This is a genomic window from Paenibacillus sp. 1A_MP2 (assembly GCF_052244825.1).
Lineage (GTDB): Bacteria > Bacillota > Bacilli > Paenibacillales > Paenibacillaceae > Paenibacillus > Paenibacillus vandeheii.
Window position 1 is genome coordinate 1,549,956 of record NZ_JBQQCS010000001.1, and the last position, 16,263, is coordinate 1,566,218.

Annotated in this window: 10 protein-coding genes, 15 tRNA genes and 5 pseudogenes; 29 read left to right on the top strand and 1 reads right to left on the bottom strand. The window is 45.7% G+C overall.

Annotation, left to right across the window (positions count from 1 at the left end; genetic code table 11):
- The first annotated feature begins 8 nt into the window (after window positions 1-8).
- The 17 genes from ACTWJ7_RS07730 to ACTWJ7_RS07810 all read left to right on the top strand — a co-directional run bounded on the left by ACTWJ7_RS07730 (window position 9) and on the right by ACTWJ7_RS07810 (window position 2,694).
- A tRNA-Asn gene (locus ACTWJ7_RS07730) sits at window positions 9-84 on the top strand.
- Between the two features lie 3 nt (window positions 85-87).
- Window positions 88-179: transfer RNA gene (locus ACTWJ7_RS07735), tRNA-Ser, on the top strand.
- A gap of 6 nt (window positions 180-185) precedes the next feature.
- A tRNA-Glu gene (locus ACTWJ7_RS07740) sits at window positions 186-257 on the top strand.
- A 68-nt stretch (window positions 258-325) separates the two neighbouring features.
- A tRNA-Val gene (locus ACTWJ7_RS07745) sits at window positions 326-401 on the top strand.
- 18 nt (window positions 402-419) lie between these two features.
- A tRNA-Met gene (locus ACTWJ7_RS07750) sits at window positions 420-492 on the top strand.
- 27 nt (window positions 493-519) lie between these two features.
- Window positions 520-597: transfer RNA gene (locus ACTWJ7_RS07755), tRNA-Asp, on the top strand.
- 96 nt (window positions 598-693) lie between these two features.
- Window positions 694-769, top strand: a tRNA-Phe gene (locus ACTWJ7_RS07760).
- 20 nt (window positions 770-789) lie between these two features.
- Window positions 790-865, top strand: a tRNA-Thr gene (locus tag ACTWJ7_RS07765).
- Window positions 866-870: 5 nt separating this feature from the next.
- Window positions 871-956 (top strand) — tRNA-Tyr (locus ACTWJ7_RS07770).
- A 6-nt stretch (window positions 957-962) separates the two neighbouring features.
- Window positions 963-1,036 (top strand) — tRNA-Trp (locus ACTWJ7_RS07775).
- Window positions 1,037-1,065: 29 nt separating this feature from the next.
- Window positions 1,066-1,138: transfer RNA gene (locus ACTWJ7_RS07780), tRNA-His, on the top strand.
- Between the two features lie 11 nt (window positions 1,139-1,149).
- A tRNA-Gln gene (locus ACTWJ7_RS07785) sits at window positions 1,150-1,224 on the top strand.
- 4 nt (window positions 1,225-1,228) lie between these two features.
- Window positions 1,229-1,303: transfer RNA gene (locus ACTWJ7_RS07790), tRNA-Gly, on the top strand.
- A 6-nt stretch (window positions 1,304-1,309) separates the two neighbouring features.
- Window positions 1,310-1,383 (top strand) — tRNA-Cys (locus tag ACTWJ7_RS07795).
- A gap of 25 nt (window positions 1,384-1,408) precedes the next feature.
- Window positions 1,409-1,487: transfer RNA gene (locus ACTWJ7_RS07800), tRNA-Leu, on the top strand.
- Window positions 1,488-1,768: 281 nt separating this feature from the next.
- Entirely contained in the window at window positions 1,769-2,431 is a 663-nt protein-coding gene (locus ACTWJ7_RS07805) for a class I SAM-dependent methyltransferase (RefSeq protein ID WP_443145266.1), read from the top strand.
- Window positions 2,401-2,694, top strand: a complete 294-nt coding sequence (locus ACTWJ7_RS07810) for a hypothetical protein (protein ID WP_443145267.1) — start codon at window positions 2,401-2,403, stop codon at window positions 2,692-2,694. The genes ACTWJ7_RS07805 and ACTWJ7_RS07810 overlap by 31 nt, the downstream gene beginning before the upstream one ends.
- A 181-nt stretch (window positions 2,695-2,875) precedes the next feature.
- On the opposite strand, the gene ACTWJ7_RS07815 is transcribed toward ACTWJ7_RS07810, so the two are convergent.
- Window positions 2,876-5,260, bottom strand: coding sequence for a helix-turn-helix domain-containing protein (locus ACTWJ7_RS07815; protein WP_301881212.1), 2,385 nt, complete (start codon window positions 5,258-5,260; stop codon window positions 2,876-2,878).
- A gap of 493 nt (window positions 5,261-5,753) precedes the next feature.
- Here ACTWJ7_RS07815 and ACTWJ7_RS07820 point away from each other — a divergent pair, with 493 nt between their 5' ends.
- From ACTWJ7_RS07820 to ACTWJ7_RS07875, 12 genes and pseudogenes are all read left to right on the top strand, one after another.
- Complete coding sequence (locus tag ACTWJ7_RS07820) at window positions 5,754-6,062, top strand: LiaF transmembrane domain-containing protein (RefSeq protein WP_079348972.1); 309 nt, start codon at window positions 5,754-5,756, stop codon at window positions 6,060-6,062.
- Between the two features lie 34 nt (window positions 6,063-6,096).
- On the top strand, window positions 6,097-6,768 hold the full coding sequence (locus tag ACTWJ7_RS07825) for a PspA/IM30 family protein (protein WP_024634155.1): 672 nt from the start codon (window positions 6,097-6,099) through the stop codon (window positions 6,766-6,768).
- A gap of 4 nt (window positions 6,769-6,772) precedes the next feature.
- Window positions 6,773-6,916, top strand: a complete 144-nt coding sequence (locus ACTWJ7_RS07830) for a PspC domain-containing protein (RefSeq protein WP_443145268.1) — start codon at window positions 6,773-6,775, stop codon at window positions 6,914-6,916.
- Between the two features lie 109 nt (window positions 6,917-7,025).
- On the top strand, window positions 7,026-7,520 hold the full coding sequence (locus tag ACTWJ7_RS07835; RefSeq protein WP_024634153.1) for a PspC domain-containing protein: 495 nt from the start codon (window positions 7,026-7,028) through the stop codon (window positions 7,518-7,520).
- A 1-nt stretch (window position 7,521) separates the two neighbouring features.
- Window positions 7,522-8,229, top strand: coding sequence for a PspA/IM30 family protein (locus ACTWJ7_RS07840; RefSeq protein WP_024634152.1), 708 nt, complete (start codon window positions 7,522-7,524; stop codon window positions 8,227-8,229).
- Between the two features lie 149 nt (window positions 8,230-8,378).
- Complete coding sequence (liaF, locus tag ACTWJ7_RS07845; protein WP_024634151.1) at window positions 8,379-9,026, top strand: cell wall-active antibiotics response protein LiaF; 648 nt, start codon at window positions 8,379-8,381, stop codon at window positions 9,024-9,026.
- A gap of 33 nt (window positions 9,027-9,059) precedes the next feature.
- Window positions 9,060-10,174, top strand: a pseudogene (locus ACTWJ7_RS07850) (sensor histidine kinase).
- Window positions 10,116-10,783: pseudogene (locus ACTWJ7_RS07855) on the top strand (response regulator). The pseudogenes ACTWJ7_RS07850 and ACTWJ7_RS07855 overlap by 59 nt, the downstream one beginning before the upstream one ends.
- 244 nt (window positions 10,784-11,027) lie before the next feature.
- Window positions 11,028-11,765 carry a YwmB family TATA-box binding protein gene (locus tag ACTWJ7_RS07860; RefSeq protein WP_301881213.1) on the top strand — a complete coding sequence of 246 codons (738 nt, stop codon included), beginning with the start codon at window positions 11,028-11,030 and terminating at the stop codon, window positions 11,763-11,765.
- Window positions 11,766-12,027: 262 nt separating this feature from the next.
- Window positions 12,028-13,563: pseudogene (zwf, locus tag ACTWJ7_RS07865) on the top strand (glucose-6-phosphate dehydrogenase).
- Window positions 13,564-13,888: 325 nt separating this feature from the next.
- A pseudogene (locus ACTWJ7_RS07870) lies at window positions 13,889-14,286 on the top strand (DoxX family protein).
- Between the two features lie 357 nt (window positions 14,287-14,643).
- Window positions 14,644-16,226, top strand: a pseudogene (locus ACTWJ7_RS07875) (peptide chain release factor 3).
- Window positions 16,227-16,263 lie beyond the last annotated feature (37 nt).

Genomic DNA, 16,263 nt, shown 5'->3' on the forward strand with positions numbered 1-16,263 from the left:
AAGCATATTCCCTGATAGCTCAGTTGGTAGAGCACTCGACTGTTAATCGAGTTGTCACAGGTTCGAGCCCTGTTCGGGGAGCCATATGGAGAGGTGTCCGAGCTGGCCGAAGGAGCACGATTGGAAATCGTGTAGGCGTCACAAGCGTCTCGAGGGTTCGAATCCCTCTCTCTCCGCCATAGTAAGGCCCGTTGGTCAAGGGGTTAAGACACCTCCCTTTCACGGAGGTAACAGGGGTTCGAATCCCCTACGGGTCATATTTAACTTCAAAAAATGAAGTTGATTTTCACAGCAGTTTTATGATAAGATCATAAATGTGTTGTTCGGAGGCTTAGCTCAGCTGGGAGAGCATCTGCCTTACAAGCAGAGGGTCGGGGGTTCGAACCCCTCAGCCTCCACCATATTACTTTTAATAACGACGCGGGGTGGAGCAGCCCGGTAGCTCGTCGGGCTCATAACCCGAAGGCCGCAGGTTCAAATCCTGCCCCGCAATTATACTTTCTTTCAAGAAAGTGATCTGGAACCGTGGTGTAGTTGGCCTAACATGCCTGCCTGTCACGCAGGAGATCGCGGGTTCGAATCCCGTCGGTTCCGCCATTTTAATCTTTACATGAGGAAGCTGTTCACTAAATCTGCTATATGGCACCGAACGCCCTAGATAAAGTGTAACGTTTCAAGATTAAACTTTATTAAGGCTCGGTAGCTCAGTCGGTAGAGCAGAGGACTGAAAATCCTCGTGTCGGCGGTTCGATTCCGTCCCGAGCCACCATTTTTATCACAACTTAATACGCCGGTGTAGCTCAACTGGTAGAGCAACTGACTTGTAATCAGTAGGTTGGGGGTTCAAGTCCTCTCGCCGGCACCACTTATGGAGGATTAGCGAAGTGGCCAAACGCATCAGACTGTAAATCTGCTCCCGTACGGGTTCGGTGGTTCGAATCCATCATCCTCCACCAGTTTTTAGGGGCATAGTTTAAAGGTAGAACAACGGTCTCCAAAACCGTTGGTGTGGGTTCAATTCCTGCTGCCCCTGCCAATTAACTTTTAAGAACAATTTGTATTATGGCGATCGTGGCGAAGTGGTTAACGCACCGGTTTGTGGATCCGGCATTCGGGGGTTCAATTCCCCTCGATCGCCCTTTTGTTTTTTGGGGATTAGCCAAGCGGTAAGGCAACGGACTTTGACTCCGTCATGCATAGGTTCAAATCCTATATCCCCAGCCATTATGCGGACGTGGCTCAGCGGTAGAGCATCGCCTTGCCAAGGCGAGGGTCGCGGGTTCGATTCCCGTCGTCCGCTCCAAAATGTGGCGCCATAGCCAAGTGGTAAGGCACAGCTCTGCAAAAGCTTTATCCCCAGTTCGAATCTGGGTGGCGCCTCCAGTATATTTTCACAAAAACATCATATGCCGGCGTGGCGGAATGGCAGACGCGCTCGACTCAAAATCGAGTGGGAAACCGTGGAGGTTCGAGTCCTCTCGCCGGTATTCAAGCAAGTAAAAGCTCATTAGATGCAAAATCTAATGAGCTTTTTTATTTGCAGATATTATTTGGATTATAGTTTGTAGAAGGAGAAGGAAATATTTTTGTTTATGTATTGACGCATACCACTAATAAGTATATTGTAGACATGTAAAGTCTTTTAATTTATTTCGTTTAATCGTGGATATTGAAGCTCCCTTAAATTCACATAAAGAAATGTTTAACCAAAAAGAAATTATTCTTTTTGAAATTTTATATTTTATACAAAGAAATGGAGTGAAGTAACATGTCCGAGGAAAAACAGGTATCTACGCATTCTGATATTTTATTTGATCTTTCTGTATGGGAAGAGGCGTGGAGAAATCAGTCCACAACTTTAAAATACAATATGAAAAACGCAGCGTTTTACGCGACAGAGGCATTTGAACAATGGGCCAGAGAATATCATCAACAGTCGTTTACTGAGAAGGGAAAGCAGCGAACCGACCGCATCATAGGCTGGATTGAAAATCAGGGAGTGGATTTTAACGATTTATCCATATTAGACATTGGAGCAGCATCAGGAATCTTTACGATCCCTTTTTCAATCAAAGGAGCGACCGTTACAGCTGTAGAGCCATCAGAACTGCTCAATTCATTAATGAAAGAAGCAATTCCTCCCTCCTTGCAATCCAGTATAGATATTGTGTCAGAACGGTTTGAGGAAATATCGATTCACGATAAGGGCTGGGAAAAGAAATATGACTTCGCATTTGCTTCCATGTGCCCGGCCATGTCAGATTGGGAAACAATTGAACAAGCAATCAGCACTGCTCGAAAGTATGTTTATATCAGCACAATGGCTGGGCCAAAAGAAGACACATTAGTAGATGAGCTTAAAGAGGTACTAGGTGTCTATCCGTCCTACAGTCAGGGGACATGGTTTATATACAACAGCTGCTGTACCTGAAAGACTATTCCTACACCACCTTGATTACTAAAGAAACAAGTTATTTTGAGATGTCTGTGGAAGAAGTCGTTGATAAGCTTCAGGAATGGCTAAGCACGCACGAATTGCCAACGGATGAAGGTTCACTTGCCCTAGCTGAGCAATATATCAGAGACACGTATAAAGAGGGAGTGGTTGCATTCTCACGCGGAGGGAAGTTTGGTAAAATCCTGATTCAATTGGAGCAGCCGAATATGAAAGTGGTACGTACCAAAGACCAGTAAAATATTTGAGCAGTATATGTGATTCTTATTTATTACATTCAATAGTAGTTGCAAGGGAGCCGTTTTACAGGCTCCCTTTTGTATGATCATATATAGAACAACTTTCTATGGCTAAATTATAGCAGTACATCTTTCATAGTTAGATTAGATAATCCGTCTATTTCATCCTCATAAGAGCTGCTTACTGCTTCATGGATACATTTGACTTCTGCTTACGTTCCCGGTATTGGCCGGGCGTAATCCCTTCCCATTTTCGAAAAGAACGGATAAAGTTCTGCGGGTTGTTATAACGAAGCCGTGCGGCGATATCCTTGACCGTTAACTCGCTTTCGTCGAGCCACTTTTTAGCCATAGTAAAGCGGTATTTCGTCAGATACTCACTGAATGCACAGCCTGTTTCCTTGCGGAACACACTACTTAGGTAGTTCGCGTTGTAGTGAAGTCTGGATGCACATTCCTCCAACGTTAGATCTTTATCGTATTCTTGTTGAATCATGGCAATCATTTTCTCGGATATGTGCTGATATTGGGCGTACTGTCTTTCCTTCAAGATGAGAATGATCGGTATGATGATATGTTCTGTAAACCATTGCTCAACCTCAGCTGCGTACTGAAGACCATGAAGTTCATTGAAAATAGACCCATGGCCTTTGGAGATCTGCCCCAGTCGTATACCGGATTCCTGCATCATCTGTAAAATATGTGTTAACAATCGGGTAAGGGCTACCTGATATTCTTCCGGTGTGCATTCCAAGCCAAACAGCACTCCAAGCAACTGATGGAGATGAGAGAGGGCCAGGGCTTCATCGGCGTTTTGGATACTTTGAATCAGCGTATACTCCAGTGATTCGGGATAAGGCAGCGCCCAATGCGAAGTATGGTTATCTATTGTCTCAAATTGAATGATAATGCCTGCCCCCAGCTTCATTCGATGTTTAAGCGCTTCAAGGGCCTCCGTATAAGCCTGCGGTATGTGAAATGGGGAGGCGTGGGGCTGACTAAAGCCAATGCTTACCTGAAGACTAAGGCTCTCACTGATCTGATGTTGGAGTTGTTCCGTTAACGTATACAGATGCTGTGAAAAACGAACACGATCTTGTTCAGCGGTACCGATGATTGTAACTACAGCCTGCTCGTATACCACAGGAAGTAACTGTTGTTCCGCATGAATACTCTCCTCCAGTATATTCTGAACGGCAAACAGCAACAGATCACGATCCTTGGCATTATATTTGGTATGATTCACGAGATCGGCCTGGACTGCAATGACGGCTATTTGTTGCCACTCTTGAAGCTGCGAACCATAACCATTGTCTATGATCATGTCATGAAGAGTCGACGGTGCAATTTTGCCCAGGACCAGGTTAATTAGAAAATGAGTGCGGATCTGCAGCTTATATTGATTTAATTTGTTTTCAAGCTGGGATTGGGATGCGGATAGCTGGGAAACGCCGGCTCTGATTTGCTCGAATTCATCCATATGAAGTGCAGACTTGATTTCAAGGCGATCTTTAGGTAAGCGTTTGTCACCGAGTTGTATAAGAAGTTTGCGAATCGGAATATGCATTTGTTTCGAACCAATCCATGAGAGCAGCACTGAAAGCACTAACAAGGCAGCACTGATATATATGGTGTGTAACCCAATCCGAACATACTCGTGAGTTAGAATATTCGTAGGCGAAATGAGAATATATGTCCACCCTTTTAGAGCAGAATGCGTATAGAACAGCGAGTAATGTGTATCTGCAATACGTACCTCCCGTTGGCCTGAAGAGGCAGCAAATCCACGTATGGATAACAGCTCACTAAAATTGGTTCCCGATTCGCTATCTTTTATTCCTGCTGCAGCCACTGGTTGACCTATATATTTGGGATCGGGATGGACCATGATCCGTTGTTCACGATTCAAAATGATGAGTCCGGCGGCAGCGTTGTCTGGAGAATCCTCTTCCAGTGGTTTTTGCAGTGTACATGCAGGAATTCCCGCAATCAGGGCAGCATCAGAAGCATTTACATTGGGTATCGATCTGGCAAGTGCAATATGGTAGATGCAGCCTGAATGCACTGCGCGTTCATTATTGTTAAACACGGATGAAGGTGTAAGCTGCCAACCGGACGTAAGTGTGTTCGATAACAAGTCTTTCATAGGCAAAGCCATTGGAAAATCAGCATTAAGGTAAAGGCCAGCATGATCGATAAGCCAATCCTGTGTCTGATTTACGAGTGTAATATCCATTAGAGGCTCCCATGATCTCATATTCTTGAATTCAGTCTGTAACTTCTCGGCAAACAAAGGACCGGTGCCTTGTACCGACGAAGAGGAGGACAGAGAATGGAGCGTGTCCGGTGACCGAACGGCCTGATCGAGCATATAGCTTACGGTTGCAAGTTTGTGCTCCACATTGGTTTGCATTTGGATTAACAGTTGTTTATTGGCTTGAGCACGATGCAGCTCCGTTTGTTTCGAAGAATACATAAAAGCGGTGACTCCAGTCAACAGAATGGGCAAGGTACTTAACAGAATTCCGAAGACTTTCATTTTATGTAGATAGCTGAATGATCGCACAGGTCCACTCCTGACTTTTGGATTAGTAACACTTCCTATTTTAGAAAACGCTTACATATATAATAATCTAAATTTTGTTTATTTGGATAAAAAAGTAATAAAAATCTTTGGGGAATTGAGATGAGGAATAAGGTTCAAAAATGTATTTCGGTTTGTCTGACTTTTATGGAAGGTGTAATGGGAAACGTCAGTTGAGGAAGAACGTAGATAAGAGGTATAGACGTCATATTTATACGGGGTGAGACGGGTTCGAAGAAAGCTAATAGAGATATCTAAGGCATTTATTCGGTACAGTAGTCGTTGGTCTGATCCAGGGACAGTCAAAGGTCCAACCTGATCCCCGACCTGAGTCTAGGATGAAAAACCGTCCACGGTCTGTTTTGAAAAGTCGCAGTTTACCCTAGAATAAGGACATAAGGTTAAACAAGAAACAAACGAACTAACAAACACACAAATCAAAATTAATGAACCGAAAGGGTGGTGAACAATAATTATGAGATGGAATAAAGGAAATGGCTGGGCGATTGTACTGATCGCACTGGGTGCACTCCTCCTTTTCGGAAAGTTAACTCCTCTACTTGGACATTTAATGGGTTATCTCATTCCGATTCTGATGATTGCGCTTGGGTATTACGGAGTTAAACGAGGAAATGTACTGATTGGATGGATTGTTCTCTTCATCGGTATCCTCTCATTGCTGGGTAAACTGGCCTGGCTGATCGGACCGATCATCGCGATTGGGTTAATTATCTTCGGATTCTCCATGTTGAGTAATAATCGCAGTCGTCGTGGCCGTTACTAAGCTTTCACGATTATGAAAAGGAGGACAGAACAAAATGAGTGTATTTCGTCGAATGCGGGATATTACCGTAGCTAATTTGAATGAACATTTGGAGCAAAGTCAGGATCCAGTCAAACTGATTGATCAGTTTCTGGTCTCGACCCGCCAAGACATCGGTGAAGCCGAGAAGCTTCGTCATCAATATGCAACCCATACCAGACAAATGAAACAACAAGCGGATCAGGCAGCAGGTATGGTACACAAACGGGAAGAACAAGCTTCCATGGCTCTGAAAGCAGGCGAGGAGCATTTAGCTAAACTGGCTTTGCAGGAGAAAATCCTCCACGAGGAAAAAATGGAGCAATACAATGAATTGTATGCACAAAGCAATGCGGCCTTACAGGAGCTAGATGAACAGATCGACCAGCTGAAAGTGGAGTATCAGAATGTATACAGCAAGCGCCAATATTATTACGCTCGTATGCAGACGATCCAATTGCAGCAACGAATGAATCAGAGAGGTCATTACAACGGTCAGAATGTACCCCGTATGTTCAACCGACTGGACGACCAGGTTTCTGATCTCGAATATGAGGCACAAAGTCTCCGGGATTTACGGCGTATGAGTCAGGATGGGGCAGGAACTTCTGGCACTATGTCATCCTCTACGCTGGATAAAGAACTGGAGCGGCTGAAACAAAAGCTAAACAATGACAGAAAGGAGTAGACACATGAATAAACTTTACCGCTCATCGCGCAATCGTATGCTGACAGGTTTGATCGGCGGCATCTCTGAAAACCTTGGATTTAGTTCCACGCTGCTGCGTATCATTTTCTTCATCAGTATTTTCGCTACGGGGGTACATCATTGCTGATCTACTTCATCGCTGCATTGGTAGTGCCAAAAGAATCCCAACACGCTGATCCATACACTTATGGTGCTGATCACGTAAGAGGATACAAGTAAACGAAAGGAGTAAGCACATGAGCAAATTATACCGCTCAACGCGTGACCGAATGATGACCGGCTTGATTGGCGGAATCTCTGAAGCCATCGGCATGGATTCCACGCTGCTACGGATCATCTTCGTCATCAGTATCTTCGTCACTGGCGGCACGTCGTTGTTAATCTACTTCATCGCAGCACTGGTGGTACCGAAAGAACCGTATCCACCTTATGATCCATACGGCCCGGGCCCCGGTCCTGGTAGAGGATACAACAACTACGATCATGAGCCGCCAAGAGGTCCTTTCCAAAACAACCGTAACCAAGGTCCTGGAAACTTCGGTCCGGGCCCAGGCTACAACAGCAGACCTCAGTCTGGCCCACGTTCTTACGACAATAACGCTTACGGAGCAGGGTCACAGCAAGAGAGTGAACTTGATTCCATGATGAAAGATATTGAGAAAAAAGCATTGAAAAAAGAAGTGGAAGAGCTTCGCCAAAAATTATCTCGTTACGAGAAGGGAGAAAAGTAAAATGGGAGTATTTAAACGGATTAAGGATATGACTAAAGCGTCGGTAAATGATATGTTGGATAAAGTGGAAGACCCGATTGTAATGTTGAACCAGTACTTGCGTGATATGGAGGCTGAAATTCATGAGGCAGAGGTAACCGTCGCCAAACAAATGGCGAACGAGCGTCGCATGAAACAACGTCTGGACGAAGCAGAGCGCACATCGGTACAACGTGAGTCTCAGGCAGAGGCTGCACTGGCTAATGGTCAGGAAGAAGTGGCACGTAAATTGCTGGAAGAGAAAATCTACTTCGATCAAAAAATCACGGAGTACAGAGAACTTCATGCACAGTCTGAAGCTCAAGCGAAAGATTTGCTGCAGCAGCTGCATGACATGAAAGATGAGTTCTATAAAATGCGTAACAAACGTAATGAACTCGTATCCCGTGCACAAATGGCGAAAGCCAAAAAACAAATGTCTCAAATCAACAGCTTGCACTCCATTGAGAGTGGTGGCGCATCCCTTGGATTCCACCGCATGGAAGAGAAAATCATGCAAATGGAAGCAGAAGCTGATGTGATCCGCGCACCTTATCGTAATACACAATCTACGTACACCAATCCTGTTGATACTGAAAAACAATTCAAAGTGGATCAACAACTGCAAGCTCTGAAAAACAAAATCGGCAATGGTGCCAAGAATGAAACGGGCGGTACTTCAAAAGAATAACTGTTCGCTCAGCAGACAATATGATATTCTATAAATCGTGAATAAAGAACGGTTTCTAGAACAAAGGTTAAGCCATACAGGTGTTCAATGCCTGATATGGCTTTTCCGTCGAATTGGGAAGATTAACTTACAGAGGAGGTGCGGCAGAGATGAATAAGAAGGGTCAATGGCTTGCTGTTGTAATCATTGTCATCGGCATGCTCATGTTACTGAACCGAAATATTAACCTGCTAACCGTCGCCGCACTGATTCTGTTAACGATAGGTATGGTACAAGTTCGAAAGGGTGACACACACAAAGGCTATCGATGTCTGGGTATTGGAGCCGCTCTGCTGCTGCTCGATAATCTAATGATTGTATTTTTGATGGTACTCGCTTCACTGGCCTATTTTTATTCCAAAAATAAAAAGATTCATCTGCATGGGAATGTCATGCGCAAACAAAATTTTATGGCTCGTTACTATTGGGATCAGACACCTTGGACATTGCGAAGCATGAGTCTATGGCATGCCTTGGGTGAAGTTAATGCGGATTTGTCCCTGTCCATTCCGGAAGAAAAACAAACGATTGTACTTTTGCAAGGTGTTATGGGAAATGTTCGTCTGACGCTGCCTGAAGATTATGGTGTTGAGATTGAGGCGACGGTACTTTTTGGGCGGATAAGTGTCAATGGCGAACAGGATAGTGGCATGATGAACAAATTGGTATGGAGAACTCCTGGATATGAGTCCAGTGAACATAAAGCAAAATTTGTCATTTCTTATATTGTTGGCGACCTAAACATCAGTAATCCGTAATAAGTTAAATAGGTGAAGAAGGAGGAGACCCGGATGAAGACAAAACGACATACCGACATGGTAACCCGAAGTATGGGTGAAGGGATCCTCCTTGTTTTCATTGTGCTCGTTGTAATCTTGTATGTATTGTATACATATGGTTATCTTGCCCCGTTTGCAGGGTGGAGGCATCTGATTCAATCGGGCCTGGCCTTGCTGCTACTCTTGATCGGTATGGGTGCGGCGTTTGGATTCTATCAGAGTTATCGGGTCAAACGAAGGCTTGAACTGTTGCGAGAGACGCTGCTGCAATGGGAAAGGGGTCACTCTCACGTACTGTGCCGGACCTCGGCATTGATGATGTCGGCCGATTAAGTGAACAGCTTGGACGAATCGGCAAAAAGTGGGAAGATCAGGTCTCTTCTCTGCAAAGACTGTCTACCAATAATGCGCAGCTGGCTGAACAGGCCAGAATAACGGCCATTGTGGAGGAACGGCAGCGGCTGGCACGGGAGTTGCATGATGCGGTATCGCAGCAGCTATTCGCTATTTCAATGACCGCTACAGCGGTTGGACGCAGAATGGAAAAGGATTTTGCACGTGCCCAGCGCCAGGTGGCCCTGATTGAAGAGATGGCGTCGGTAGCCCAGTCCGAGATGCGAGCGTTGCTGTTGCATTTACGACCTGTCTATCTGGAGGGCAAACATCTGGAGCAAGGTTTGCGTGATCTGGTGATGGAGTTAAAAACAAAAGTACCTATGGATATCGTGCTCGAAATGGATGAAGAGATTCATTTGATCAAAGGCATTGAAAATCATCTGTTCCGTATTATTCAGGAAGCGATGTCCAATACATTACGTCATGCAAAGGCGGAAAAGATGGAAATTCGGATTCAGCGCCGGATGGATGCCATTCGGGTACTGATTCGTGATGATGGTCAGGGATTTGATCTCGACGATCAGAAACAGGCTTCCTATGGTCTGACCAATATGCGTGAACGTGTAACTGAAATTGGCGGAGCCATTCAATTTGTAACGGCGCCGGGCAAAGGGACACGAATTGAGATTACAATACCTTTGATGAACGATGAAAGCGAGGAAGAACATGTCAATGGAGATGGGAATAGAGACGGAAGCGGAAACGTCGATCAAAGTGTTGCTCGTGGATGATCATGAGATGGTACGCATTGGCCTCGCTGCGGTACTGGATACCGAAGATGGTATTGAAGTGGTGGGGGAAGCTGGCAGCGGTGAGGAAGGCATCCGACTGGCACAGGAGTATAAACCTGATGTAGTCCTGATGGATCTTGTGATGGAAGGAATGGACGGGATTGAAGCCACCCGGCAGCTGCTCAAAATGTATCCGGAATGCAAGGTCATTGTGCTGACCAGTTATCTGGATGATGAAAAATGTATCCGGTCATTGAGGCAGGAGCTTTCAGCTATCTGCTGAAAACATCCAGAGCCAATGAGGTAGCAGATGCGATCCGTGCTGCAGCTCGGGGGCAGTCGGTTCTGGAGTCACAAGTGGCTTCCAAAATGATGAATCGTTTCCGACAGCCACAGGCAGCCACACCTGCTCATGAGGAATTGACTGATCGGGAGATGGATGTACTTCGGTTGGTTGCCAAAGGTAAGTCAAACCAAGACATCGCAGATGATCTGATTATTGGAATCAAGACGGTCAAGTTCCATGTGACGAACATACTTGCCAAACTTGGCGTGGATGACCGTACACAGGCAGCCATTTATGCATATAAGAATGGACTTGCGGAGTAGGACGTGAAGTGCTCGTTTTAAGCATGCTCCATTGGATATTAGAGTAGTTCAGGGAACGAAGTGAACCGAGGGAAATCGCATGCGGAAGCATTGTTCTACCCATGCTTTGTTATTAGAGGTCCGATCAGCCAGGAAAGAGGGGTGATGGGGCTTTTTTTGTATGTCAAAAAGAAGTTTAGCAAATGAGGAATGGGGGCATGCTGTTGATAGATTCATAGAATGCAAGAAAGAGCGGAGGATTCGAATGTTAAATCGATGGATGACGGCAGGCATACTGGCATTGGCAATCATTATACTTGTAGGCATGACTCATGTGTACGCTGAAAAGACGGAATCCGAAGCAGACAAGCTGGAGCAATTGATAAAGACCGCAGATACAGCCATTGATTATGTGGAGCGTCTAGTCATCAAATGGCAAGGTGAAGGCCATGGAGACGCAAAGGAGCAAGCGGAACTGCTCGCTCACCAGCTGGGCTTGCAACAGCCTGAACGCGTTCTTCAGACAGGGCATGATGTGTATCGCAGTGAGCGGGTTGCTGATGCTCATCAGGCAGGTATTCTGGTCAATGTTGTCGTTACAGGGGAAAACGAATATTACGCTATCGTTCAGTTATCAGGCAATGAATATACAGACCGGCGTTTATTGACCGCATTACATGAACAGGTATCCCAGTTGCTTACAGACTCAGGAATGAAGGCAGCATGGAATTTCGCTGTACAAGGCACAGAGGCAACAGTAAGTGACGCCAGCGGTCAAGTGCAGCATATCGAGGAACAATTGTCTGGAGATATGGACATGCGAGCGTTAGAACGTTATACGGATAACAGCACTGCCAGCGTATCTTATGAGGCATCGGATCTGCCCATAGCGATCAGGAGCGGTTCGCATCACTTGAACATGCAGCTGGCGGTACACCAGGATGACGAGCAAGGAATTAATCGAGTTACAATAGGTTTCCCGGTAATCACGATTGAATATTAATACCATATTAAAGCGAATTTATAAGCTTGATCATGAATTTTTATAGATGAAATTTCCATGAATAGTGGAAAAATATTGATAAAATTTCTCGGGAAAATTAGTGCAAGCCTGTGGGCTTTATGCTAAAATGGCATCACATCCAAGAAGGAAATTTGCTGGTAATTGACGGTTGTATGTTGCGTATATAACACCATTACATAGCTCGGGGAGAGTATGGAGATGTCTTCCCGGAAAGAAAGAGGAGCCCATGGTCGAAAAACAAATGCAAGATGAAGTGCAGACACCAGGTGCAGTATTTTTCATTTTTGGAGCAACGGGTGATTTGGCCCGCCGGAAGCTGTTTCCGGCGATCTACAGTCTCTACCGCGAAGGCAAGTTCAGCCGAAGACTTTGCGGTTATTGGCGTAGCACGTCGTCCGAGGTCACCAGAAGAATTCCGGGAAGACATCTATGAATCCATTAAAGAGTTCTGTCGCTATCCAGCGGGGAACCTGATGAATGGAATGCTTTTGTCGAACATTTTGAGTATAAATCACTAGATATCAAGAACGTGGACGGGTTCAAAGAATTGCGTGAGCAGACTGAGCGTCTGGAAGCGAAGTTTAATACACCGGGTAACCGCCTGTTCTATCTGGCGCTGGCACCTGAGTTGTTTGGTAGCGTCTCATATAGTTTACGTGATGGCGGAATGCTGGAGAGCCACGGATGGAATCGACTTGTGATTGAGAAACCATTTGGATATGATCTGCAATCTGCAGAGCATCTGAATGAGCAGATCCGTGAAGTGTTCCGTGAGGAAGAGATTTATCGGATTGACCACTATCTGGGCAAGGAAATGGTGCAGAATATCGAAGTGATACGCTTTGGAAATGCCTTTTTCGAGCCGCTTTGGAACAATAAACATATTGCCAATGTTCAGATTACCTTGGGTGAGACGGTCGGTGTGGAAGAACGCGGTGGGTACTACGATCACTCGGGTGCATTGCGCGATATGGGACAGAACCATATGCTGCAGATGCTGACGATGATTGCTATGGAGCCGCCAAGTCGTCTGTTCCCGGAGGACATTCGCGATGAGAAGGTCAAAGTACTGCGTTCTCTGCGTGCGTTTACCTCTAACGAAGAAGTGAGCACTAACGTTGTGCGCGGGCAGTATACCGAAGGGGAGTATCGCGGAAAGCAGCTTCCCGGTTATCGTCAGGAGGACAAGGTTGATCCGGAATCCAATACGGAAACGTACTTTGCCGCACGTGTATTTGTGGATAATTTCCGCTGGGCCGGTGTGCCATTCTATATACGGACAGGCAAGCGTCTGCCGGTGAAAACGACGGAGATCGTGGTTGAATTCAAATCCATGCCGAGCAACGTCTATCTGGGCAAAAAGTACAAGCTGGAGCCGAATTTGCTCGTGATTCGGGTAAATCCGATGGAAGGCATTTATATTAAAATCAATGCCAAGAAGCCGGGTTCGGATTCCGAGATTCAGCCGCTTGCAATGGACTTCTGTCAGAGCTGCATGATTGGAATCAACTCGCCGGAGGCGTATGAACGTCTACTGCATGATGCAGCAGAAGGAGACTCCACTTATTTTACCCGTTGGGATGAAGTTGCTACAGCATGGTCCTTCGTTGACCGGATCGCGGCGGCTTGGGCAGAGAACCACGGAGAGCTGCGCACGTATCCAGCAGGTACGTGGGGGCCGGAAGCGACTGGAAAACTACTCGAGCAGGACGGGTTCCACTGGTGGCCGGTGAACGGTCAGGACGAGGACAGCGTCGTCTGGCAAGTGAACAATTAAATGCTGAGTTAAGGCTTGGGAAGGACGCGATAAGCGAACTTTCCAGGCTTTTTTTGTGATGGAGACATGAGAGTATAAAAAGGTTAAAATAATTAAAATTAAGTTGTTGACAAAAAGTAAGTATATAACTTATACTCAACAAAGAGATAAAGAAATTACGCAAAGACATACGAAACCCGATGAATCCATCGGCTAAGTAATCATTCATGAGATAAAGTGTGAACCAGGTGAAGGGGTTACGAACTACATCATGAGGAAAAAAATTTAGCATAATATCTTTAATCTAAGAATACTATTTTGTATATATTGAATGGAGGAAAAGAAAATGTTGGATGTAGGATTGTTGTTGATTCGTTTGGTGATTGGATTGTCGTTCATGGCGCACGGGGCTCAGAAACTGTTTGGATGGTTTGGGGATACGGCATCAAGGGAACAGGTGGATGGTTTGAATCGATGGGGATGAAGCCCGGCGCATTGGTAGCACTGCTGGCAGGTTTGGCTGAATTCGGCGGTGGATTGCTGTTGGCTCTGGGTCTGCTTACACCGGTAGGCGGCATTCTGATTGCTCTGACTATGGTCATTGCCATTGTGAAGGTTCATGGTGCGAATGGATACTGGTCCACACAGAACGGGTTTGAATATAACCTCGCAATTCTGGTAATTGGTGTAGCACTGGCTTTGACAGGTGGAGGACAATACGCACTGGACGCATTAATTTTCTAAGAGTGAGAAGCGAAATGAATAATGAGTACCTGGATGCCATAATGATGGCGGAAGGGTGCTCTTTTTTGCAATCGGAAAAGAGATGAATCTGCTGTACGTAATCGGTTATTTTCGGTAAAGATTATGGTACAATAGGAAAGTTGGATTATAATTCAGGTCTACGGCATGAATGGAAGCACAATGCTTAGGGAGGATGAACTCCGTTGTAAATGTGTAAAATTAACATAGGATGCTAAATGCCTAGTGAGCGAAATGCGAAATGTACAATCAACCGGCATAGCCGGATTGCATAAAGATTGAATGGCAGACCGGCCTCGCCGGATTAACGTGAATGAACGGACGAAAGGGATAGAATCTATGAGCAAAGCTGCAGATAACCTTCTTCAACAGGAAGTGGACAAACGCCGGACGTTTGCCATTATCTCTCACCCGGATGCGGGTAAAACGACATTGACCGAGAAACTGTTGCTGTTCGGGGGCGCGATTCGCCTTGCCGGTACAGTAAAAGCTCGGAAAGCAAGCAAACATGCAACAAGTGACTGGATGGAAATTGAGAAACAACGGGGATATCGGTAACCTCTTCCGTTATGCAGTTTGATTACCTGGGTCATCGCATTAATATCTTGGATACACCGGGTCACCAGGACTTCAGTGAAGATACGTATCGTACACTGACAGCTGCCGATAGCGCGGTCATGTTGATTGACGTGGCAAAAGGCGTCGAGGCGCAAACGATCAAATTGTTCCAGGTTTGTGCGAAGCGCGGTATTCCGATCTTTACATTCATCAACAAGCTGGACCGTGAAGGACAAAGTCCATTTGATCTGATGGAAGAACTCGAAAACGTACTGGGGATTCGCTCCGTACCGATGAATTGGCCGATTGGTACAGGTCGTGAGCTGTGTGGTGTGTATGACCGGATGAAAAGTCAGGTGGAGTTGTTCCAAGGGGACGATCACTCGACGATTAAAGTTCAAAAGGTAGAAGGTTATGAAGATCCGATCATTCGTGAGATGGCAGGAGATTATCTGCATGATCAACTGTGTCAGGACCTGGAGCTTCTGGATGTTGCAGGAGACCAGTTCGATATGGAGAAGGTACAGCGCGGTGAACTGACCCCTGTATTCTTCGGTAGTGCGATCAATAACTTCGGCGTGCAGACGTTCCTGGAGAACTTCCTGCAGCTCGCACCGAAGCCGGAACCACGTCGCAGCACAGCGGGTGAGATTGAGCCGACGAATGAGAAATTCAGCGGTTACGTCTTCAAAATCCAGGCAAACATGAACCCGGCACACCGGGATCGTATCGCATTCCTGCGGATCGTATCCGGTAAGTTCCAACGCGGTATGAGTGTGAAGCATAATCGTGTGGGTAAAGAGATCAAACTGTCACAGCCACAGCAATTCTTGGCACAGGATCGGGATATTATAGAAGAGGCTTATGCAGGGGATATTATTGGTCTATTCGATCCGGGTATCTTCCGGATTGGCGATTCATTGAGCCAAGGCAGCGAGGTTATTTTCGACGAATTGCCTACGTTCTCACCTGAGATTTTTGCCAAAGTTACCGTTAAAAATGCATTGAAACATAAACAGTATCAAAAAGGGATTGACCAGTTGACCGAAGAAGGTACGATTCAGGTGTTCAACACGGTGAGCTTCGACGAGACATTGCTCGGCGTAGTAGGTCAGCTGCAATTCGAGGTATTTGAATACCGGATGAAAGGCGAATATGGGGTAGACGTGCAGTTACAGCGTATGCCTTATCAATTCGCTCGCTGGATCGTGGACGAGAATCTGGACCCAAGTAAATTCCGGATCAACTCCGCTCTGGTGAAAGATAAAAAGGGGAACTATGTTGTACTGTTCGAAAATGAATACGCGATGAGAACCGCAATGGACAAAAATCCGACAGCGAAATTCCTGGAGACAGCTCCATAAGCCGATTTTTCCTACAATACTAAAGACAGCAGAAGAA